A 22529-nucleotide genomic window follows, 5' to 3' on the forward strand; every position below is an offset into this window, starting at 1 on the left:
TTGGCGATGTCCACACCCGTGTTGTCCGACTTCACGCGGACCTTCACGTTGTAGTCCACCACGCGCTTGACAGGGACGAGAATTTTCATGGGGATACCTTTCATTGGGCTGCTGCTGCAGACGTTGTCAGACCGACCGCTTGTAAGCGGCCTGGGCGTGTGTCACTCGTTCGAGATACCCTTATCGCGGATCACACCGCCCCACTTGGTGTAATCCTGTTGGATGCGGCGGGCCATCTTGTCAGGCGACTGGTAGGTGGCAATGGCGCCCGCATTCAGCAGCCTGTCCTGCGTGTCCTTTTCGGCCAGGATCTGTTGAACTTCGCTCGCGATGCGGTCCACCACAGGCTTGGGCGTGCCAGGGGGCGCCAGCAGCCCGCCCCACGATACGGCGTCATAGCCCTTGAAGCCCTGCTCTGCAATGGTCTTGACATCCTGCAGCATGGTCACACGCTGGGGCGACCCCACCGCAATGGCACGCAGCTTGCCCGACTGAATGTGCGGCAGCGCGGCCACCAGGTCGGCATACATCAGCGGTACCTGGCCACCGATGGTGTCAGTAATGGCGGGCACGCCGCCCTTGTAAGCAACGTGCTGCATTTCGAAGCCCCCCATCTGCTTGAGCAGTTCCATGCTCAGGTGGCCAAAGCTGCCCGCTCCCGAGCTGGTGTAGTTGAGCTGGCCGGGCCTAGCCTTGGCGTGGGTGATGAGCTTTTGGAGATCGGTCACAGAGGGCATCTGGGCCGGGTTGACCACCATCACGATGGGCAGGTCGTACACCGTGGCCACGGGGGTGAAGTCTTTCACCGTGTCGTAGCCGGCTTTCTTGTACAGGAACGGCGCCAGCAGCGTGGGCGTGGCCAACATCATCAGCGTGTAACCGTCGGCGGGGCTTTTGGCCACCTGCGCAGCAGCGATGGAACCCGAAGCGCCTGCTCGGTTTTCCACTACGACCGGTTGACCCAGCCGTTCGGCCAGGCGCTGGCCCACAATGCGCGAGGCGGTGTCGGTGGGTCCCCCCGCAGGAAACGGCACCACCAGCTTGATCATCTTTTGGGGCCAGGCCTGGGCGTGTGCCGGGGCCGTGCCCCACAGGGCGCTGGCCATCAGAGCAGCGGACACGGCCAGCACGGCGCGGCGGGCCGCGAAGGTGCGAGAGACAAACATTGGAGTCATAACGGGCTCAGGTTGTTGGAGGGGTTGCATCAGTCCAGCTTGGCGCCGGACACCTTGACCACGCGCTCCCAGACGGGTGCGTCTTTTTTGAACTGGGCGCCGAACTGCTCGGGGCTGCTGCCCACGGGGATAAACCCCATCTGCTGAATGCGCTCGCGCACCTCGGGCATTGCGATCACTGCCTGCAACTCGGCACCCAACCGGGCCACCACTTCAGGGGGCGTCTTGGCGGGGGCGCTCATACCCACCCAGCCAGTCACCTGGAACACCTCGTCCTTGATGCCCTGCTCGGCCATGGTGGCCACCTTGGGCAATGCATCCATGCGCTGGGCACCAGTCACCGCCAGCGGCTTGAGGCGACCCGATTCGATGTACGGCCTGGCCGACTGCAGGCTGGCAAATGCCATCTGGAACTGCCCGCCCACCAGGTCTTGCAGCATGGGCGCCTCGCCCTTGTAGGCCACATGGTTCATGTCGGCCTTGTGCTTGTCGGACAGCCACGCGCCGGCCAGGTGGGCATAAGAGCCCATGCCCCACGAGCCGTAGGCGATCTTGCCCTTGTTGCGGTCGATGTAGGCCATCAGCTCGGAGGCATTGGACACCGGCAGCTGCGGGTTCACCAGCAGCACCACCGGGGCCAGCGCAATCTGCGTGATCAGGGCCTGGTCCTTCTGCGGCTGGTACGGCAGGCGCTCATACAGATACTGGTTGATCAGCATGGTGGTGCCCAGGGACACCAGCAGCGTGTAGCCATCGGCCGGCGACTTGAGCGCCTGATCGGTACCCGTCACGCCACCAGCGCCGCCACGGTTGTCCACCAGCACGGGCTGGCCCAGGCGGGCCGAGAGCTTTTCGCCCAGGGTGCGGGCGGTGATGTCGGTGGCGCCACCGGCCTGGTACGGCACGATCAGCTTGATGGGCTTGGCCGGCCAGGCGTCCTTGCCGGTCTGCGCCAGGGCCGAGCCCAGCAAAACGGTGCTGCCCAAGGCGGCCAGGCCTTGCAACATGCGACGGCGGGGAATGCGGGTGAAGTTCATGCTTGTCTCCGAATTGAGGTTGGAAATGGGCTCCGGCGCTTATCAAAAAAGCGCCTACAGCTATTATTTTTATAGTACTTAGAGCGGTGGGAGCGTGAGCACGCCCTTGTCGCGCAACGCCTGCAGCTCGGCCTCGGGCAGTTGCAGCAGCTGCTGCAGCACGTCACGCGTGGCAGCACCCAGCGTGGGCGGTGCGTTACGGATGGGCAGGCGCTGGCCGTCCATCCGGTACGGCGGCGCAAACACGTGGGTCGTGCCTGCCACGGGGTGCGGCATCTCCTGCAGCAGGCCGCCACGGCGCGTGCGCTCGCTGGTCAGCGCCTCATGCAGGCCCGCCACACGGCCGCACGGAATGCCAGCAGCCGCCAGGCGCTCCAGCAGCACATCACGCGCAAAGCCGGCAATCAGCTCTTTGAGCATGGGAGACAGCACCAGGCGGTTTTTGGCGCGCTCCACGTTGGTGGCAAAGCGCGGGTCTTCGACGATGTCGGGGCGATCAATGACCTGGCGGCAGAACTTGTCGAACTGGGCGTTGTTGCCCACGGCAATGATGAGCGGGCCGTCGGCCGCGTCGTACATGCCATAGGGCACGATGGACGGGTGCGCGTTGCCATAGCGCTGCGGGTCGTGACCCAGCAGCATGGCGTCGAGCCCGTAGTAACCAGTGATCATCAAGCCGCAGTCGTACAACGCCATCTCGATGTGGCGGCCCTTGCCTGTGCGTTCGCGGCGGAACAGCGCGGCCAGCACGGCTTGGGCGGCATACATGCCGGTCATCATGTCCACCGCGGCCACGCCAAACTTCAGGGGCGGCTGGCTGGCCTCGCCATTGATGGCCATCAGCCCCGCCTCGGCCTGGATCACCAGGTCGTAGCCGGGGCGCTTGGCCTCGGAGCCCGAGCTGTCATAGCCCGCCACCGAGCAGTAAATGAGGTCGGGCTTGAGGGCCTTGAGCTGCTCATAGCCCAGGCCCAGCTTCTCGGCGCCGCCGGTCTTGAAGTTCTGAACCACCACGTCGCACTGCGGCAGCAGGTCGCGGATGATCTTCACGCCTTCGGGCGTCTGCAAGTCCACCGTGATGGACCGCTTGTTGCGGTTCATGCTGTTGTAGTAGGTGGTCTCGGTCTTGCCGACGCGCATGCCCCAGTCGCGGGTGTCGTCGCCCCGGCCGGGGTGCTCCACCTTGATGACGTCGGCGCCAAAGTCGGCCAGCACCTGGCCGCACAGCGGCCCGGCAAACACGCGCGAGAGGTCGAGCACGCGCACGCCTTCGAGTGGAAAGTCCATGCCCTCGGGCAGCGGTGGATAGAGGTTTGTGGCGGTCATTGCTGAGTGTCTTGATTGACTGCGCCAGGTGCTTTGACCTGGCGCAGGCGTGCGAAATCGGCCGGGCGTTTTTCTAGGAACGCACCAATGCCTTCGCGGGATTCTTCGGTGGCCTGCGACTGCACCATGAGCTGCGCTTCCAGCTCCAGCTGATCGGCCAGCGGCTGCGCATAGGCGCTGCGGCACAGGGTCTTGATGTTCGCCATGGCCGTGTCAGGCCCGGTGGCCACCTGCGCGGCCAGGGCCACGGCCTGGGCCAGGGCCTCGCCGGGCTCAGCCAGGCGGTTGACGGGGCCCAGCGCATGGAGCCGCTCGCCGGAGATTCGTTCGCCCGTAAGGCACAGCTCGGTCAGCACCTGGCGCGACACGAACTCCGCCAGGAAGGCCGTGGCGCCGCCGTCGGGCGTGAGCCCTACTTTCACGTACGCCACAGAGAACACGGCATTGCGCGCAACCACCAGCATGTCGCAGGCCAGCGCGAGCGACAGGCCGGCGCCGGCGGCAGCGCCCTCCACCGCCGCAATCACCGGCTTGCGGCAATCGCGCACAGTGCGGATCAGGTCGTGCAGGCCTTCGAGCTTGGCGCGGCGCTCTTGCACCGGCAACTCACGCCGCTTGGCAAGCTGGCGCAGGTCGCCACCCGCGCAAAAATGCCCGCCCTCGCCCGTGAGCACGATGGCGCCCACGGTGGCGTCGGCCTCGGCCTGCGCCAGGGCTGCGGTCAGCGCCGCGTAGAACGCGGGCGACAGCGCATTGCGCGCAGCGGGGTTGTTGTTGGAGAGCACGAGCACCGCGCCCTCGCGGCGTTGCAGCAGAGGCAGTGGCTGCTCCATGGCTTCATCTCCGACCAAGTTCAATGAAGCGCGCGAGGTGATGGTCTTCATCGCCAAACTGGTGGTCCACCATGACCAGGCGCTTGGCGTAGTGCGACAGGGGCAGCTCCCACGTCATGCCGATGCCGCCATGCAACTGGATGCTTTCTTCAGCCACCAGCGCGCCAATGCGGCCCATGGTGACCTTTGCGGCCGACAGCGCGCGCTCGCGCTCAGCGCGGTCGGTGCTGTCCATGGCTGCCGCTGCGTTGATGACGGCCGAGCGCGCCTGCTCCACTTCGAGCAGCAAGTCCGCCATGCGATGCTGCAGGGCCTGGAAGCTGCCAATCGGCACGCCAAACTGCTTGCGCGTTTGCAGGTATTCCAGTGTGTGCTTCTTGGCCACGTCCATGGCACCCAGCGCTTCGGCACACACGGCCAGAATGCCCCAGCCCACGGCGTGTTCCAGCGTGGCAAAGCCCTGCCCTTCCGCGCCCAGCAGCGCGCCAGCGCCGACTTGTACGTTCTGCAGCGTGACTTCGGCCACGCGGCCGCCGTCAATGCGGCCCATGCCCCGGCGTGTGAGGCGTGCGGCATCAGCGGGGACGAGGAACAGCGAGATGCCGTCTTCATCGTCCACCGCGCCCGAGGTGCGCGCGCTCACCAGCAGCATCTGCGCCTGGTCGCCATGCAACACCACAGCCTTGTGGCCCGTCAGCAGCCAGCCGTCGCCATTGCGCACGGCGCGGGTCGTCACGCGGTTCAGGGCGTAGTGCGCGCCCGACTCTTCGTGCGCCAGGGCCACCACGGTGCTGCCGTCGATGATGCTGGAGATATATTCTTTTTGCGCAGCGCTGCCCGCCAAGCCCAGTGCCCGGCCCACCACCAGCGCGCCCACAAACGGCTCCACCACCAGGCCTGCGCCCAGGGCTTCAAACACCACGGCCACGTCAAAGCCTGCGCCGCCAAAGCCGCCATCGGCTTCAGGGAACAGCGCGCCAATCGCGCCCAACTCGGCAAAGCGGCCCCACAGCGCCGGGTCCATGCCGGTGTCGCCATAGGCAATGTGGTTGCGCGTTTCAATGCCGTACTGCTCGGCCACAAAACGGTTCAGGGTGTCCGCCAGCATGCGGCGGTCTTCTGTATGTTCAAAGTTCATCGCTGCAGCCTCACAGACCAAGGATCATTTTGGAAATGATGTTCTTCTGAATTTCATTGGAGCCGCCAAAGATCGACAGCTTGCGGTAGTTGAAGTAGTTGGCGGCAGCCGTGGCGGCCTCCTTCGGGCCCACGGGTTCGTCGGCGTAGCCTTCGTACTGCGCTTCTTCAATGAAGGGCAGCGCGTACGGGCCCATGGCGCGGCGGATGAGCGACAGGATCTCCTGGCGGATCTCGGTGCCACGGATCTTGAGCATGGAGCTTTCGGCCCCCGGCACGCCGCCACCGGCCACGGCGGCAATCACGCGCAGGTTGGTGGTCTTCATGTTCTCCAGGTCGATCTCGACCTGGGCCATGCGGGCGGCAAACAGCGGGTCCTGGTCCAGCGGCTTGCCGTTCTTCAGCACCTTGGCGGCAACCACCTGGAGCTTGGCCAGCGCGGCAATGCAAAAGCCCACGCCTGCGATGCCGGTGCGCTCGTAGGTCAGCAGGTACTTGGCGTACGTCCAGCCCTTGTTTTCCTCGCCCACCAGGTTTTCTACCGGCACCTTCACGTCGGTGAAGAACACCTCGTTGACTTCCTTGTCCCCATCGAGCGTGCGGATGGGGCGCAGCTCCACGCCGGGCGAATTCATGTCCACCAGCAAAAAGCTGATGCCCGACTGGGCCTTGGCCTCGCGGTCGGTGCGCACCAGGCAGAAGATCATGTTGGCGTGCTGGCCCTGGGTGGTCCAGGTCTTTTGGCCGTTGACGATGTAGTGGTCACCCTGTCGCACGGCCGTGGTCTTGACCGAAGCCAGGTCCGAGCCCGCACCGGGTTCAGAGTAGCCCTGGCACCACCAGTCCTGCCCGCTCAGGATGCGCGGCAGCCAGTATGTCTTTTGCGCTTCGTTGCCAAACTTGATGAGCACCGGGCCCAGCATGTTCACGCCAAACGGCACGATGCGCGGGCCACCGGCCAGGGCGCATTCGGTGTCGAAAATGAACTTCTCGACCGCGCCCCAGCCCGGGCCGCCATAGGCCTCGGGCCAGTGGTTGGCCAGCCAGCCGCGTTCGTTCAGGATGGCATGCCACTCGTCCTGGTCGGCCTTGGTCAAGCGCTGACCGGCCTTGACCTTGGTGGCGATGCGCTCGGGCAGCTTGGCTTTCAGAAAAGCCTGCACCTCGGCGCGGAAGGCTTCTTCTTGGGGGGTGAAATTCAGGTCCATATCGGGTCGCTTGCAGTTCGGGGTTCGGTGGCGTCGCGTGAGTTCAGAAGATTTCGAAGAGGCCCGCAGCGCCCATGCCGCCGGCAATGCACATCGTCACCACGCCGTACTTGGCCTTGCGGCGGCGGCCTTCGAGCAGCAGGTGGCCCACCAAGCGGGCGCCGGTCATGCCAAAGGGGTGGCCGATGGCAATGGCGCCGCCGTTCACGTTCAGCCGCTCGGACGGAATGCCCAGGCGGCGCTGGCAGTACAGGGCCTGCGAGGCAAAGGCCTCGTTCATCTCCCACAGGTCGATGTCCTGCACCGTGAGGCCATGGCGCGCCAGCAGCTTGGGCACGGCAAACACGGGGCCAATGCCCATCTCGTCCGGCTCGCAACCGGCCACCGCAAAGCCGCGGAAGGCGCCCAGCGGCTGCAAGCCGCGGCGCTCGGCCTCTTTGGCTTCCATGAGCACGCAGGCGCTCGACCCATCCGACAGTTGCGAGGCATTGCCTGCGGTGATGAACTGGCCCGGGCCCTTCACGGGCTCGAGCTTGGCCAGGCCTTCGAGCGTGGTGCTGGCGCGGTTGCAGTTGTCGTGCGTGGCCGTCACTTCGCGGTAGGTGACCTCACCAGTCTCCTTGTTCTTTTCCATCATGCGCGTGGCGCAGGGCACGATCTCGTCGGCAAACACGCCGGCCTGCTGTGCGGCGGCGGTGCGCTGCTGGCTTTGCAGCGAAAACGCGTCCTGGTCTTCGCGGCTGATTCCATAACGGTGGGCCACGATGTCGGCCGTGTCGATCATTGCCATGTACAGCGCAGGCTTGTGCTCCTGCAGCCAGGGGTCGATGTCTGCCGGGTTACCTGCGCGGATGGCCGAGATGCTTTCCACCCCGCCAGCGACCATGGCGGGCACGCCTTCGGCCACGATGCGGCCAGCGGCAATGGCCACCGACTGCAGGCCCGACGCGCAAAAGCGGCTGGCCACCATGCCCGCCACCGACAGCGGCAGGCCTGCACGCAGCGCGGTCTGGCGACCGATGTTCTTGCCGGTGATGCCCTCGGGGTAGCCGCAGCCCATCACCAGGTCTTCGATCAGCTCGGGTTCGATGCCCGAGCGCTCCACAGCCGCCTTGACGGAATAAGCCGCCAGCTGGGGGCCGGGCGTGGCATTGAACTCACCCCGGTGCGACTTGGTCAGCGGGGTGCGGGCGGTGGAAACGATGACGGCTTCACGCATGATTTGCTCCTGATTTAATAGCTGCTAGCGCATATATTGATTGCGCTACCGGCCTGAATGATTCAATAACGGGTGCTGACAGCGGCACAGTGCGTTCAGCGCTGTGCCTGGAGCACAAACGTGTTCAGCCAGCCTTGTTCAGGCTGTCGAAGTTGCGACCCTCGGCCACCAGCTTTTCGAGCAGCGGCGCGGGCTGCCAGAACAGCGGGTCTTCCTTGGCGAACTCGCGGATGTCGGCCAGCACCTTGGGGAGGCCCGTCATGTCGGCCCACTTCATCGGGCCACCACGGTGGCGCGGAAAGCCGTAGCCCGCCACAAAGGTCACGTCCACATCCAGCGGGCGCAGGGCAATGCCTTCGGCCACCACCTTGGCACCTTCGTTGACCATGGCGGCCATATAGCGGCGCATGATTTCGTCGGCGCTGAAGCTGCGGGGTGTGACGCCTTTCTTGGCGCGCTCGGCATCCACGATGGCCAGCACTTCCGGGTCGGGCTGACCCACGCGAGCACCGTCGGGGTAGAGGTAAAAACCGCGCCCCGTCTTTTGCCCGAACCAGCCGCGCTCGCAGATGCGGTCGGCAATCTCCACGTAGCGCGCCTTGGGGTCGCGCGTGGCGGCGCGGCGCTTGCGGGTGGCCCAGCCGATGTCGCCACCGGCGAGGTCCGTCACCTGGAAAGGCCCCATGGCAAAGCCAAAGCTGCGCACGGCTGCGTCGATCTCGTAGGGGCTGGCGCCGTCTTCCAACAGGTAGTCGGCCGCCTGCTTGTACACGGCCAGGATACGGTTGCCGATGAAGCCGTCGCACACGCCAGCGCGCACGGGCACTTTTTTTAGCTTGCGGGCCAGCTCGAACGCCGTGGCCACCACATCGGGCGCCACCTTGGCGGGCACCACGATCTCCAGCAGCTTCATGATGTTGGCAGGGCTGAAGAAGTGCAGGCCCACCACGTCCTGCGGGCGGCTTGTGGCAGCGGCAATGGCGTCGATATCGAGGTACGAGGTGTTGGTGGCCAGCACGGCGCCGGGCTTGCACACGCGGTCCAGCTCGCGGAACACGGCCTTTTTGACCTCGATGTCTTCAAACACGGCTTCGATCACCAGGTCCACCTGGGCGATGTCGGCGTAGTCGGTGCTGCCGGTGTAGCGCGCCATCACGGCGGCCTGGGCGGCGTCGGTCATGCGGCCCTTGGCGACCAGGCCGTTGTAGACCTTTTCCACATTGGCACGGCCCCGGGCGATGGACTCGGCATCGCGCTCGATCATGGTCACGGGCAGGCCGGCATCGAGCGCGGCGACGGCAATGCCAGCGCCCATGGTGCCACCGCCGATCACGGCGATGCTGGCTACCGGGCGCGGCTGCGCGGCCTGGGCTTCAGGCACCTTGACGACCTCGCGTTCGGCAAAAAAGGCGTGGATGAGGCCGGCGCGCTGCGGGCTGTCCAGGCATTCCATGAACAGCGCACGTTCGCGCGTCAGGCCGTCGTCAAACGGCAGCTGCACGGCGGCTTGCACGCATTCGATGATCTTGAGCGGCGAGAACAGGCCGCGCGCCTTTTTAGCGGTCTCGGCCTTTTGCTCTTCCAGCCACGCCAGCGCCGCCTGCGGATCAGAAATCGTCAGATCGCGCGTGCGGCGCACGGGGGCCTGGGCCGCCATTAGCTCGCGCACGTAGCCAAGGCCCGCCGCCAGCGGGTCGGTGCTCTCCACCAGCTTGTCGACCAGGCCGGCCTGCAGCGCCGCCTGGGCCTTGAGGTGCTGGCCGCTGAGCATCATGGCCGTGGCCGCCTGCACGCCCATCAGGCGCGGCGCGCGCTGCGTGCCGCCCGAACCGGGCAGCAGGCCCAGGTTCACTTCGGGCAGGCCCAGCGTGGCCGCAGGCAATGCCAGGCGGTAGTGGGCCGACAGCGCCACCTCCAGCCCACCGCCCAGGGCCGCGCCGTGCAGCACGGCGACCACGGGCTTGCTGGAGCCTTCGATGGCGCGGCAAACCTCGGGCAGCAGCGGGGCGACTGGCGGCTTGCCAAATTCACGGATATCTGCCCCGGCAATGAAGGCCTTGCCGGCACCCACCAGCAGCACGGCGTCCACGGCAGCATCGGCCTGCGCCTGCTGCATCGCCGCCAGCAGGCCCTGGCGCACGGCGGCGCCCAAGGCGTTCACCGGCGGGTTGTCGATCGTGACGACCAGAACATCGCCATGCAGCGCGGTAGTGACAACGGAAGATGCGGGAATGGCGGCGCCCATGCGGGGAAGTCTCCTGGTCAGTGGCTAGTGCCGGTTGATGACCCGGTGATTGTTGATGCGTGAAGTTATCTTGACAATTACATAGTGCATTGACAGACTGTCAAAAGACTTTTGACAAATTACCGCAAACAGGCGCTTTCACCCTGCCATCGCTATGGAACTCACCTCCCTCACCGTACTGGTCGACATCCTCGATGCTGGCAACCTCAGCCAGGCCGCGCGCAACCTGAAGATGACGCGGGCCAACGTGAGCTACCACCTGCACCAGCTGGAAAAGTCGGTGGGCGTGCAACTGGTGCGCCGGACCACGCGCCGGGTGGAGCCCACCGAGGTGGGCCTTCGCCTGTACGCGCACGGCCGCGCCATCCAGAACGAGATGCTCGCCGCGCGCGAGACCATTGCCACCCTGGGCCAGGGCCTGCAAGGGCGCGTGGGCCTGAGCGTGCCCAGCGGCTACGGGCAAATGGTCATGTCCGACTGGATGATCGACTTCAAGCGGCTGTACCCCGGCATCGTGCTCGACGTGCGCTTTGAAAACCGGGTGGACGACCTGATCCGCGACGAGGTGGACATCGCCATCCGCGTGATGCCAGAGCCGCCGCCCACCTTGGTCGCGCGCGACCTGGGAAGCGTGAAATACATCGCGTGCGCCTCTCGCGAATACGCAACAGTGCATGGGCTTCCCCAAAGCTTCGAAGCGCTGCGGGCCGCGCCAGTGATCACCTCGGGCGTGGTAGGCAAGCAGCTGCGCCTGCGCGGCTACCGGGGCGACGAGCGCCAGGAGGTGTTGCTGGAGCCCACCATCATCTCGGAGCACTTTCCCTTCCTGCGCCAGGGCATCCTGGCCGGTCTGGGTGTGGGGTTGGTGCCCGACTACGTGGTGCAGGACGCCGTGACCAGCTGTGAGGTGCTGACCACACTGGACGACTGGCGACTGAGCATTTTTGGCACGCAGATGTTCATGCTCTACATGCCCAACCGCCACCAGACGCGGGCAGTACGCACCTGCATTGACTACCTGCTGGGGCGGGCGCTGCCGGGGGCAGCGGAAGGCGGTGCGGCAGGCGCGCACGGCCTGCAGCCCTCACCCGTCACTTTGCCCATCGACTGATTCGCCATTGCACATCGGCCACGCCGTTCAAGCCGCACCTGCCACAGCCTTGCGCGGCGCTTGGACAAGCTCAGCGTGGACGGGCTGATGTTGTTGAAAGGTCGATCAGCCGGACCAGACGAGCCAACACAAGCCACAGAGCCAAGAGCGCAAGGGTCAGACGATCTGTCAGTTGGGGCCGTTGAAACTGCGCGTGCTGTACAACTCGGTTGGCAGACGCCTGAGTACCGGCAACCCGGTGGCCGCGTCCTTGCCCTGCTTTTCGATGTAGCTGAAGAACACGTCTGCATCCAGCACGCCAATGTCCAGACGGCGCGCGGCAGGCACAGCGGCCAGGGTCTTGTAGCCGTCGCCGCCGGTGGCATTGAAGCTCAACACAAACAGCTTGTAGGACTTGCCCACATCCAGAGCGCCCCAGGCGCCGGTGGCGGGGTTGCGCACTTCGATGTTGCTGACGCGCTGGCCGAAGGTGGCCTTGGCATTGACGTCATAGCGCAAACCGCCGGTGTAGGGATACGGGCCAGTGGACCCACCCGCGCCGTAGACAGCCTCCAGGCCGTCTTCAAGCATGCCCTTGACCTCCTGGCCCGTGATGTCCAGGCGGAACAGCATGTTGCCAAACGGCAGCACCTGAATCACCTGCGCAGCAGACACGGTGCCCTGCAGCGGGATGCGCACGCCACCGCCGCTTTGCAGGGTGATGTCCGCACCGCCATATTTCTGGTTGGCCACATCCAGATAGGCCTCGGCCACCAGCTGCTGGATGTCACCGCCGCGCAGGCTCACGCGGCCTTCGGCATTGCAGGCCGCGCTGGAGCGGCTGTAGTCCACCGAACCCACACCGCCCGGCACGCGGCGCGAGCACAGCTCTTGCGGCACCACGGCGACCTGGGTCTGATTGAAAACGGCGACGCGGTCCTTGAAGGGCTGCAGCACGCTGGTCGCAGCGGGCGCCGGCGAGGTGATGCGCAGTACACCAGAAGCGGCCGCACTGGCTTTGAGCGCCGCCTTTTCAGCATCGGTGGCCGCCTTGCCGCCAATGGTGAAGTTGTCGCCAATCAGCACGTGGGGCGTGCCTGCGCACTGGGTGACCTCGCCCTGGGCGTTGAAGCTGACCTTGAGTTCGCCCACCGCCTGCGCGTATTCCCACGCCTGCACCACGCAAACAGGCTTGCCGTCTTTGTCGGTAATGCGGGTGGGGTAAGCGCCCGCGGGCGAGCCCACTCCTGTGGTGGTCAGCGTGTTGGGGCCCAGCAGGGTGTGCGAGTCGCCGCCCACCACCACGTCCACACCCGACAGGCGCGCGGCCACCTGCTTGTCGTAGTCGTAGCCGATGTGGCTGAGCACAATGATCTTGTCGATGCCTTTGGCGCGCAGTGCGTCGATCTCGCGCTGGGCCGCGACGGTTTCGTCCTGAAAGGTGGTGTCTGCGTCGGGACTGGACGAGGCCTTGGTCTTTTGCGCAATGGTCAGGCCCACGATGCCGATCTTTTGCCCGTCGCGCTCGACCACGGTAGAAGGGCTGACGTAGCCTGGTGCGCGCGTGGCGTTGAGCGCCGAAGCGGCGCCAAACTGCACGTTGGCACTGAGGATCGGCGTCTTGCAGGTGCCTTTGCGCATCAGGTCCAAAAAGCCCTTGAGGCCGCTGTCGCCCTTGTCAAACTCGTGATTGCCCAGCGTGAAAGCGTCGAAACACACGGTGTTGATCATCGCGGCGTCGGCCTCGCCGTCGGCCCCGGCGCGGTTGAAGTACAGCGTGCCGGTCAGCGCATCGCCCGCGTGCAGCTTGAGCACATGGGGGGACCTGGCTGCCAACTCGGCAATCGCAGCCGCCACGCGCGGAAAGCCACCGGCGTCCACCGCCACGTCCACTGCAGCGGCGCCGCCCGCAGACAGCTTGAGGGTTTTGGACTTGGATTCCAGCGTGGAATGGTGGTCGTTGATGTGCAGGATGGTCAGCTCCAGCGGCTTGCCCTGTTCGCCGCTGTCTGACCCGCCGCACGCTGCCAATGCGCTGGCTACCGCCAGCGCCAGCAGTCCCGCGCGCACGCGGCGCATCTTGGATTCCCACCCACTGATCCTCATGTTTGACCCCTGTGACTGTTGTTTCGCAAAAGCCTGTAGGGTGGTGAGGCTGCGTGACAGGGGCATGAAAACCCCGAGCGCAGCTTGGCATCACAAAAACGCCACAGGCTCCATCAAGGAGCCTGTGGCGTGTCTGTCAATGGGCCAGTTGGGCCCGCCTCCACTGCCCCGTAAACAGGCGGCAGGGCCAATACAAGAGCCAAATATGCCTCTAGCGCCTATACAGCAAGCGCAAGCAGCTATATTTTTAGGAGTAATGCGTCAAATCCGGCCTTCTTCAACCGCATGACAAGCGATGCGGATGCCGCCAATGCTCTTGAGTTGGGGGCGTTCGGTGCGGCAACGGTCATTGACATGCGGGCAGCGCGGGTTGAAGGCGCAGCCCGGGGGCGGGTTCAGCGGGTTGGGCACCTCGCCCTGCACAGGGGTGCGGGCCTTGCCGGTGTCGTGCATCTTGGGGATGGCATCGAGCAGCATGCGCGTGTAGGGGTGACGCGGGGTGTCAAACAGCGTGTGCTTGTCGGCCAGCTCTACCAGGCGGCCCAGGTACATCACGCCGACCTGGTCGCTCACGTGGCGCACCACGGCCAGGTTGTGGCTGATGAACAGGTAGGTGAGCTGCCGCTCGCGCTGCAGGTCCTTCATGATGTTGAGCACCTGCGCCTGCACCGACACGTCGAGCGCGCTGGTGGGCTCGTCACACACCAGGAACTCGGGCTCGGTGGCCAGGGCGCGCGCAATGGAGATGCGCTGGCGCTGACCGCCCGAGAACTGGTGCGGGTACTTGACCATGTCAAGTGGGGACAGGCCCACGGACTGCAGCAGCTCGCCCACGCGTTGCTTGAGCTCTGCCTTGTCGGTGATGAGGCCGTGTTCTTTCAGCGGCTCGCCAATGATGTCTTCGACCAGCCAGCGCGGGTTCAGGCTGGCGTACGGGTCCTGGAAGATCATCTGGATGCGGCGGCGCATGGCCTTGGCGTCGTTGCCCTTGAAGGCGGCGTGCGCGTCCTGTTTGTCAAACGTGAGGCCGCCCCGTGTGGGCTCGTACAGGCCCACCAGCAGGCGGGCCACGGTGCTCTTGCCGCAGCCGGACTCACCCACCAGGGCCAGCGTCTTGCCTTTTTCGATCTCGAAACTCACTCCGTCCACGGCGTGCAGCAGCGTGCGGGGCTTGCGTTCGATCACGCGGTTGAGCCAGGGGGCCGAGACGTCAAAGGTCTTGGCCAGATCATGCGCCTGTACCAGGGCCTTGCTTTTCGCGGCGGCAGTGGGTGTGGTGTTGGTGGTGGCGCTCATGCGGTCACCTCGGCTTTCGTCGTGGCACCTGCGTGCAGCCAGCAGGCAGCGCGGGTGGCGCCTGCGACCATCAGGTCGGGGCGGTCGGTCATGCAGCGGTCAAATGTCTTGGGGCAGCGGGGGTTGTAGGCACAGCCACGGGGGATAGCGTTCAGGCGCGGCATGGCGCCATCGATCTGGTTCAAACGTTCGCGGTCCATCGTCATGTCGGGGATGGAGGCCATGAGGCCGCTGGTGTAGGGGTGCGAGGGCTTGTTGATCACATCGTGCACCGGGCCGATCTCGGCCACGCGCCCGGCGTACAGCACGGCCACGCGGTCGCAGGTTTCGGCGATCACGCCCATATCGTGGGTGATGAGCATCACGGCCGCGCCGCGCGATTTGCAGATGTTTTTCAGCAGCGTGATGATCTGCGCCTGGATCGACACATCCAGCGCCGTGGTCGGCTCGTCGGCCACGATGAGCTTGGGCTCGGCCGCCAAGGCCAGGGCGATCACCACGCGCTGGCGCATGCCGCCCGAGAACTGGTGGGGGTAGTGGTCAATGCGCTCCTCGGCCGCCGGAATGCCAGTGTCCTTGAGCAACTGGATGGCGCGCTGGCGTGCCTCGGCGGCGTTGACCGGCAGGTGGGCGAGGATGGTCTCGGTGAGCTGGCGACCCACGGTGTACAGCGGGTTCAGCGAGGTCAGCGGGTCCTGGAAGATGGCGCCAATGCGGCGGCCACGGATGTGGCGCATTTCCTCATTGCTGAGGTTGTCGATGCGCTGCCCTTCCAGCAGGATCTGGCCCGAGGCCACGCGGCCTGGGGGCTCCAGCAGGCCGATGATGGCCGCGCCTGTGAGCGACTTGCCGGCGCCGGACTCCCCCACAACGCCCAGGATCTCGCCGGGTGCGATGGAGAAGGAAATGTCGTCCAGGGCGCGCAGGGTACCGCGACGGCCTGGGAATTCGACAACGAGGTTTTTGACTTCGAGAAGGCTCATGGAAATATCGCTTTTCTTGTTCTTGCTGTGGCTCAACGCAGGCGCGGGTTCAGGGCATCGCGCAGCCAGTCACCCAGCAGGTTGACCGACAGCGCAATCAGCACCAGCATGGCGCCAGGAAACACGGTGATCCACCATTCGCCCGAGAACAGGTAGTCGTTGCCGATGCGGATCAGCGTGCCCAGCGAGGGCGAAGTGGGCGGAGCGCCCACACCCAGGAAGGACAGCGTGGCTTCGGTGATGATGGCCGTGGCCACCTGGATGGTGGCCAGCACCAGCACCGGGCCCATCACGTTGGGCAACACATGCTTGCGCATGATGCGCAGGGGCGAGACACCCGTCACGCGGGCCGCCTGCACGTATTCCTTGTTGCGCTCCACCAGCGTGGAGCCGCGCACCGTGCGGGCATATTGCACCCAGCCGGTGAGGGAGATGGACAGGATCAGCACACCGAATGCCAGCGACTCGTGCGCGTTCGGAAACAGCGCACGGCCCACGCCTGCAATCAGCAGCGCGACCAGGATGGCAGGAAAGGACAGCATCACATCGCACAGGCGCATGAGCACAGCATCCACCCAACCGCCCCGAAAACCGGCCAGCAGGCCGAAGGCCACACCCACCACCACGGAGAGCAGCACCGAGGCGATGCCGACCACGAGGGAGATCCGCGCTCCGTAGATCAGTGCGGACAGGATGTCACGGCCCTGGTCATCGGTGCCCAGGGGGTATTTCATGGAACCCATTTCGCTCCACGCCGGGGGCAGCCGCGCGTCGCTCAGCTCCAGCGTGGTGAGGTCGAACGGGTTGTGGGGCGCCACCCATCCGGCGAACACCGAACAGAACAGGCAAATCAGCGCAATGGCGGCGGCCAGCATGGCCACCGGCGATGTGCGGAAGCTGTAGCCAACGTCGCTGTCGAACCAGCGGGCAAGGGTAGTTTTCATTGTGGGAAACCAGTCAACAGGCAACAACACGCGCAGCGGGTAGCTGCGGGTGTTGTTGCGGGCTTGATTCAGCCGGTGGCGTTGTCGTTGTTGTAGTCGTATCGATCAGGCGTGAACAAGCAGGATTACTTGCTCACGGTGATCCACTTGAAGGGCATGTAGTTGTCGGCCATCTGCACCAGCTTGACCTTCTTGCTCACACCCCAGGCCAGCGCCTGCTGGTGCAGTGGCAGGTGGCCCACATCGGCGGTGTGCACATCAAAGGCTTCCTTGATCATGGCATCGCGCTTGGGCTTGTCGGTCTCGACCAGGATCTTCTTGGTCAGCTCGTCCAGCTTGGGGTTGCAATACGCCCCCAGGTTGAACTGGCCCGCACCGGTCTTGTCGTCGGGGCAGATCATCAGCGCATTGAGCGCGTTGTGCGAGTCGTACGTGGTAGGGGTCCAGCCCAGCATGTAGAAGCTTGTGTCACGACGCAGCACCTTGGGGAAGTACGTGCCCTTGGTCTCGGCCGCGAGGTTGATCTTGACGTTGATACGCGACAGATTGGCCGCCACGGTCTGGCAAATGCGACCGTCATTCACATAGCGGTCGTTGGGGCAGTTCATGGTGACTTCAAAGCCGTTGGGGTAACCGGCTTCGACCATCAGCTTCTTGGCGGCCTCGACGTCATATGGCAGGCGCTTGACATCCGGCTGGAAGCCGTTGATGCCGGGGCCTACCATCAGCGCGGAGGGGTTGGAGGCGCCGCGCATCACGGTCTTCTTGATGCCGTCGATATCGATGGCCTGGTAGAAGGCCTGGCGCACGCGCTTGTCCTTGAAGGGGTTCTTGCCCTTGACGTTGGAGTACAGCAGCTCGTCGCGCTTCTGGTCCATGCCCAGGAAGATGGTGCGCAGCTCAGGGCCGGTGATGGCGCGGGCATTGGCGCTGCCATTGATGCGCTCGATGTCCTGCACGGGCACGGGCTCCATCACGTCCACTTCGCCCGACAGCAGGGCCGCCACGCGGGTGGCGTCGTTGCCGATGGGTGTGAAGACGACCTCGGTAGCGTTGCCTTCGATCTTGTCCCAGTAGGCGCCGTTGCGCACGAACACCGTGCGCACGTTGGGCTGGCGCTCGCGCAGGCGGTAGGGGCCGGTGCCATTGGCACGGAACGATGCGGCGTTCTCGATGCCCTTGCGGCGGTCCACAGGGGTGGTGGCCTGGTTGGTCTCGCACCACTTCTTGCTCATGATGTAGGACGTGGTGATCACGTCCGGCAGGATGGGCTGGGGTGCCATGGTGTCGATCTCAACCGTGTGGTCGTCGATCTTGCGCACCTGCTTGATGTCGCTGTTGGTGGCCTTCATGTCGGAGCCATCGCCCTTCATGCGGGCGAAGCTGAACACCACATCGTCGGCCGTGAATGGCGTGCCGTCATGGAATTGCACACCCTTGCGCAGTTCGAAGCGCCACACGGTGGGGGCAATCTGCTTCCAGCTGGTGGCCAGCGCGGGCGCCAGGCTCAGGTCCTTGTTGCGGCCCACCAGGGGTTCGTACACGTTGCTGGTCACGCTCAGCTGCAGCGACTCGTTGAGCGAGTGCGGGTCCATCGACAGCGCGTCACCCTGGTTGGCAATGCGCACGGTTTGTGCCTGGGCTACCAAACTCGTCGCAGCCAGCGCAGCGAAGAGAGCGGTCACAGCGACTTTTTTCTGGAATTTCATGGAAATCTCCTGGTAGTGAAAGGGTGATGTGGAAGGGTACGAAGACTTCCGGTAGGTGAAAAGCGTGTTTGCGCGGAGAGACAAGGACAGCAACGGGAGCCAGACATCCGGTCAGACTACCGGCAGGGGCATGGCCTGCTCGATCAGGCTGGCATGCAGCGCAGCCCCCAGCGGCAGAATATCGTCGTTGAAGTCATAGCGGCTGTTGTGCAGCGCACTGCCGCTGGACCCCGTGCCCTGGCCGATGCGCAGATACGCCCCCGGCTTGTTCTGCAGCATGAATGAGAAATCCTCCGCCCCCATGCTGGGCTCCAGGTCACGCACCACATGGTCTGCGCCCAGCAGCGACTCTGCCACATCGCCCGCAAAAATCGCTTCGCTTTCGCTGTTGATGGTGGCGGGGTAAATGCGCTCGTAGTGCACGGTGGCTGTAGCCCCAAAGCCCAGCGCAATGGCGCTGCACAACTCCTTGAGGCGCTTTTCGACCATCTCCTGTACCTGCGGGTCAAAAGTGCGCACGGTGCCCACCAGCGTGGCCGTGCCGGGCAGCACGCTGAAGGCGCCCAGATCACCCGCCTGCATCGCACACAGGCTGACTACTGCACTGTCGATGGGCCGCACGTTGCGCGACACGATGCTTTGCGCTGCGGTGATGATGTGGGCCGCCACCAGCACAACGTCCACCGTCTGGTAAGCGTGTGCACCATGACCGCCGCGCCCGGTGATCTCGACCGTGAAACGGTCGGCGGCCGCCATCATTGGCCCGGCATTGATACCGACGGTGCCGGGCTTCATCGCTGGCCAGTTGTGCATGGCAAAAATGGACTGCACGGGAAAGCGGTCAAACAACCCGTCTTCCATCATCACGCGGGCGCCTGCAAAGCCTTCTTCGCCAGGCTGGAACACCAGCACGGCGGTGCCGTCGAAATTGCGGGTCTCGGCCAGGTAACGCGCAGCGCCAATCAGCATGGCCGTGTGGCCATCATGGCCACAGCCGTGCATGAGCCCCTGCTTGCAAGACTTCCAGGCAAAGTCGTTGTGCTCGGTCAGCGGTAGCGCATCCATGTCGGCGCGCAGGCCCACCATGCTGCCGCTGGCGGTGCTGCGCCCACGAATGACCCCCACCACGCCGGTGCGGCCGATGCCTTCGTGGATCTCGTCCACGCCGCAAAGCTTCAGCGCTTCCTTGACGCGCTTGCTGGTGTAGATCTCTTCAAAACCCAGCTCAGGATGGGCATGCAGGTCACGCCGCAATGCTGTCAACTCCGGGTGGTATTGGGCAATGTGTGCAAACGCCCGTCCTCCGGCTTTCAGACGAGGGCCTTGCATCAGTGGCCTCCTGCCTTGCCCACGCGCAGTCGGGGATCAACTGCAAAGTACAACAGATCAACGACCAGATTGATCACCACGAAGATCAGCGCGATCAGGCACAGGTAGGCGGCCATAACCGGGATATCCGCAAACGTCACGGCCTGAATGAACAGCAGGCCCATGCCCGGCCACTGGAACACCGTCTCGGTGATGATGGCAAACGCGATCAGGCCACCCAGCTGCAAACCGGTGATGGTCAGCACCGGAACCAACGTGTTCTTGAGGGCATGGCCAAAGTGAATGGCCCGGTTGGACAGGCCACGAGCCCGGGCGAACTTGATGTAGTCGGTGCGCAGCACCTCCAGCATCTCGGCCCGCACCAGCCGCATGATCAGCGTGAGCTGGAAGATGGCCAGCGTGATCGCAGGCAGGATGATGTGGTGCCAGCCCTTGGCCTTGAGCAGGCCAGTGCTCCACCAGCCCAGCTGCACCACATCTCCACGGCCAAAGCTGGGGAACCAGCCCAGGTGCACAGCAAACACCAGAATCAGCAAGATACCGATCAGGAAGGTGGGCAGGGACACACCCAGCAGAGACAGTGTCATGAACAGCTGGCTGGTGAAGGTGCCGCGCTTGAGGGCGGCATACACGCCCATCGGCACACCAATCACCAGCGCGAGGAGAGCCGCTACGAGCGCCAGCTCCAGCGTGGCCGGGAAGCGCTCCGCAATCAGGCGTGACACCTTGGCACCCTGGCGCAAGCTCAGGCCGAATTCGCCCTGCGCAGCATTCACGAGGAAATGCCAGAACTGCACGAAAAAGGATTTGTCCAGGCCAAGGGCACTGCGCAGCTCGCGGATCTGCTCAGGGGTGGCGTCCTGGCCCAGCAGAAACACCACGGGATCTCCCACGTACTGGAACAGCATGAAGGAGATGAAGGCCACCGTGACCATGACAATCACAGCCTGTATCAGGCGGCGCAATATAAAGGCAAGCATCAGAGAGTCGAGTGAATGTTCGATGGAGGTGCCGCTGTCACTTTTGATGACAGGGGCACCATGGGGCAATACGTCGTCAGATAAACCAAAGAAAGCAAGGGCCGCACGGCCCTTGCTTTCAGTGTGTCAAGAATAAATCAGTTCACCTTGACCGTGCGCATATCCACGCGGTTATCTGCACGGTGCACCAGCTCAATATTCTTCTTCATGGCCCATGGGATCACCTGGTCATGCAGCGGAATGTGGGACACGGTGTCATTGGACAGTTGCAGCGCCTCGGTCAGCATGCGAGCGCGCACTGGTGCATCGGTCTCGGCCTTGATGCGATCTACCAGATAGTCCATGCGCTGGTTGCTGTAGCGGCCCACGTTGTAGTTGCCATCACCGCCCTGGCCGACGGTACGCACCAGCGATTGCAGGCTGTACAGCGCGTCAAATGTCGGGACGCCCCAGCCCAGCATGTAGATACTGGCTTCGTAGCGCTGGATCATCGGGAAGTAATTGACGAGTGGCAGCGTGCGCAGCTTGGCCTTCACGCCCACGCGCGCCCACATCGCAGTCACGGCCTGGCAGATGGCTTCGTCATTGATGTAGCGGTTGTTGGGGCAAGCGAAATCCACTTCAAAACCATCCGGGTAACCCGCCTCTGCCAGCAGCTTCTTGGAAGCATCCACGCTGTACGGGAAGCGCTTGCCCACGGCCTCGGTGTAACCGGCCACTTGTGGTGCCACGATGGTGCCAGTGGGCTTGCCCAAGCCGCGCATGATGTTGCGCGAGATCGTCTCAGCATCAATCGCCTGGTACAAGGCCTTGCGCACACGCACATCTTTGAGCGGGTTCTTGCCCTTGATGTTCGACCCCGGCAACTCTTCGCGGAACTGGTCCATGCCCAGAAAAATCGTGCGGTTCTCCACCCCGTCAATCACCTTCAGGTCAGGGCTGGCGCGCAGACGGCCCAAATCCTGAGGCGACGGGTCGAGCACCAGGTCCACCTCACCCGACAGCAGCGCTGCAATGCGTGTGGCTGCGGACTTGATGGGCGTGTAGACGATCTCGGTCACGTTACCGTCCATCTTTCCCCACCAGTTGGGGTTGCGCTTGAACACCATCTTCACATCAGGCTGCCAAGACTCGAGCGTGTAAGGCCCAGTGCCCATGGCATTGCGGTGGGCAAAGTTTTCGTCGGTGCCCTTGATGTCTTTGGGCTCCACCGACTTGTTCTTCTCTGCCCAGGCCTTGCTCATGATGCGCAACTCAGTCATCTGACGCAGCAGCACCGGGTTGGGCGAAGACAGGATGACGTCGAAGTTTTGGGCATCCACCTTCACCACTTTGCTGATGCCCTGTACGTAGGGGGTGAAGTTGGACGTTTTGGCCATGGCCCGCTGGATCGAGTACACCGCATCGTCAGTGGTCAGCGGCGAACCATCATGGAACTTGACGCCCTGGCGCAGCGTAAAGCGCACCTGCGTGGGGCTGATCTCCTTCCAAGCTGTTGCCAGCACAGGCTCCACATCAAACGTCTTGCTGTTGTAGTACACCAGGCTTTCATACACGTTGGCATGAAGGCCGTTTTGCAACGCGTTGTTCTGGGAGTGAATGTCCCAGGTTGCAATTTCTCCTTGGCTGGCCCATTTGAAGGGCTTGGCCTGCAGTGATGGCGCAAACAGCAGCGCGACGGCCGCAGCCACCGACAAAAGACTGTGGTTGAGTTTCATGGAACCCTCTTGATTAAAAGTTTTACTATGCAGTAAAGGTTGCTCTATAGCCAACGGGAAATCCCTGAATCCCCGATGCCATGAAGGGCCTATAACTGCGCTGGCAACGCATTCCTAATGCAAGGTTGGTGCCAGCTAAAACTTCACTTTTTGGGCACGCCCATTTGTACTCACATGGGCCGCTCCTTCGCAGC

17 protein-coding genes and 1 pseudogene are annotated in these 22529 nt (G+C 64.1%); 1 reads left to right on the plus strand and 17 read right to left on the minus strand.

All coding sequences use genetic code 11. The annotated features are described in order from the left end of the window. The 9 genes and pseudogenes from AC1Q64_RS09440 to AC1Q64_RS09480 form a co-directional block, all read right to left on the minus strand. Positions 1-89, minus strand: a pseudogene (locus AC1Q64_RS09440) (electron transfer flavoprotein subunit beta/FixA family protein); the annotation flags it as partial. Between the two features lie 72 nt (positions 90-161). Next, a complete protein-coding gene (locus AC1Q64_RS09445; protein ID WP_492251139.1) occupies positions 162-1175 on the minus strand; it encodes a Bug family tripartite tricarboxylate transporter substrate binding protein in 1014 nt (337 codons plus the stop codon). A 29-nt stretch (positions 1176-1204) separates the two neighbouring features. Beyond that, entirely contained in the window at positions 1205-2212 is a 1008-nt protein-coding gene (locus AC1Q64_RS09450; RefSeq protein ID WP_492251140.1) for a Bug family tripartite tricarboxylate transporter substrate binding protein, read from the minus strand. Between the two features lie 78 nt (positions 2213-2290). Further along, positions 2291-3538, minus strand: coding sequence for a CaiB/BaiF CoA transferase family protein (locus AC1Q64_RS09455; RefSeq protein ID WP_492251141.1), 1248 nt, complete (start codon positions 3536-3538; stop codon positions 2291-2293). After that, complete coding sequence (locus AC1Q64_RS09460; RefSeq protein WP_492251142.1) at positions 3535-4371, minus strand: oxepin-CoA hydrolase, alternative type; 837 nt, start codon at positions 4369-4371, stop codon at positions 3535-3537. The genes AC1Q64_RS09455 and AC1Q64_RS09460 overlap by 4 nt, the downstream gene beginning before the upstream one ends. A 4-nt stretch (positions 4372-4375) precedes the next feature. Next, a complete protein-coding gene (locus tag AC1Q64_RS09465; protein ID WP_492251143.1) occupies positions 4376-5509 on the minus strand; it encodes an acyl-CoA dehydrogenase family protein in 1134 nt (377 codons plus the stop codon). A gap of 10 nt (positions 5510-5519) precedes the next feature. Beyond that, positions 5520-6716, minus strand: a complete 1197-nt coding sequence (locus AC1Q64_RS09470) for an acyl-CoA dehydrogenase family protein (RefSeq protein WP_492251144.1) — start codon at positions 6714-6716, stop codon at positions 5520-5522. Between the two features lie 43 nt (positions 6717-6759). Further along, entirely contained in the window at positions 6760-7935 is a 1176-nt protein-coding gene (locus tag AC1Q64_RS09475) for an acetyl-CoA C-acyltransferase (RefSeq protein WP_492251145.1), read from the minus strand. Between the two features lie 124 nt (positions 7936-8059). Continuing rightward, positions 8060-10180 (minus strand): 3-hydroxyacyl-CoA dehydrogenase NAD-binding domain-containing protein, encoded by a 2121-nt coding sequence (locus tag AC1Q64_RS09480; RefSeq protein WP_492251146.1) that lies wholly within the window; start codon positions 10178-10180, stop codon positions 8060-8062. 154 nt (positions 10181-10334) lie between these two features. Here AC1Q64_RS09480 and AC1Q64_RS09485 point away from each other — a divergent pair, with 154 nt between their 5' ends. Beyond that, a complete protein-coding gene (locus AC1Q64_RS09485; protein ID WP_492251147.1) occupies positions 10335-11291 on the plus strand; it encodes a LysR family transcriptional regulator in 957 nt (318 codons plus the stop codon). Positions 11292-11459: 168 nt separating this feature from the next. On the opposite strand, the gene AC1Q64_RS09490 is transcribed toward AC1Q64_RS09485, so the two are convergent. From AC1Q64_RS09490 to AC1Q64_RS09525, 8 genes are all read right to left on the minus strand, one after another. Beyond that, a complete protein-coding gene (locus AC1Q64_RS09490) occupies positions 11460-13349 on the minus strand; it encodes a bifunctional metallophosphatase/5'-nucleotidase (protein WP_492251415.1) in 1890 nt (629 codons plus the stop codon). A gap of 288 nt (positions 13350-13637) precedes the next feature. Continuing rightward, a complete protein-coding gene (locus tag AC1Q64_RS09495) occupies positions 13638-14672 on the minus strand; it encodes an ABC transporter ATP-binding protein (RefSeq protein ID WP_492251148.1) in 1035 nt (344 codons plus the stop codon). After that, positions 14669-15655: an ABC transporter ATP-binding protein gene (locus AC1Q64_RS09500; protein WP_492251149.1), complete on the minus strand. Its 987-nt coding sequence runs from the start codon at positions 15653-15655 to the stop codon at positions 14669-14671. The genes AC1Q64_RS09495 and AC1Q64_RS09500 overlap by 4 nt, the downstream gene beginning before the upstream one ends. A 32-nt stretch (positions 15656-15687) precedes the next feature. Then, positions 15688-16599, minus strand: coding sequence for an ABC transporter permease (locus AC1Q64_RS09505; RefSeq protein WP_492251150.1), 912 nt, complete (start codon positions 16597-16599; stop codon positions 15688-15690). Positions 16600-16724: 125 nt separating this feature from the next. Continuing rightward, on the minus strand, positions 16725-18308 hold the full coding sequence (locus AC1Q64_RS09510) for an ABC transporter substrate-binding protein (RefSeq protein WP_492251151.1): 1584 nt from the start codon (positions 18306-18308) through the stop codon (positions 16725-16727). 111 nt (positions 18309-18419) lie between these two features. Beyond that, on the minus strand, positions 18420-19637 hold the full coding sequence (locus AC1Q64_RS09515; RefSeq protein ID WP_492251152.1) for a M20 aminoacylase family protein: 1218 nt from the start codon (positions 19635-19637) through the stop codon (positions 18420-18422). After that, on the minus strand, positions 19637-20617 hold the full coding sequence (locus AC1Q64_RS09520; RefSeq protein ID WP_492251153.1) for an ABC transporter permease: 981 nt from the start codon (positions 20615-20617) through the stop codon (positions 19637-19639). The genes AC1Q64_RS09515 and AC1Q64_RS09520 overlap by 1 nt, the downstream gene beginning before the upstream one ends. A 137-nt stretch (positions 20618-20754) precedes the next feature. After that, a complete protein-coding gene (locus tag AC1Q64_RS09525) occupies positions 20755-22335 on the minus strand; it encodes an ABC transporter substrate-binding protein (RefSeq protein ID WP_492251154.1) in 1581 nt (526 codons plus the stop codon). Between the last annotated feature and the right edge of the window lie 194 nt (positions 22336-22529).

The sequence above is a fragment of the Acidovorax sp. GW835-FHT14G06 genome, assembly GCF_058793595.1.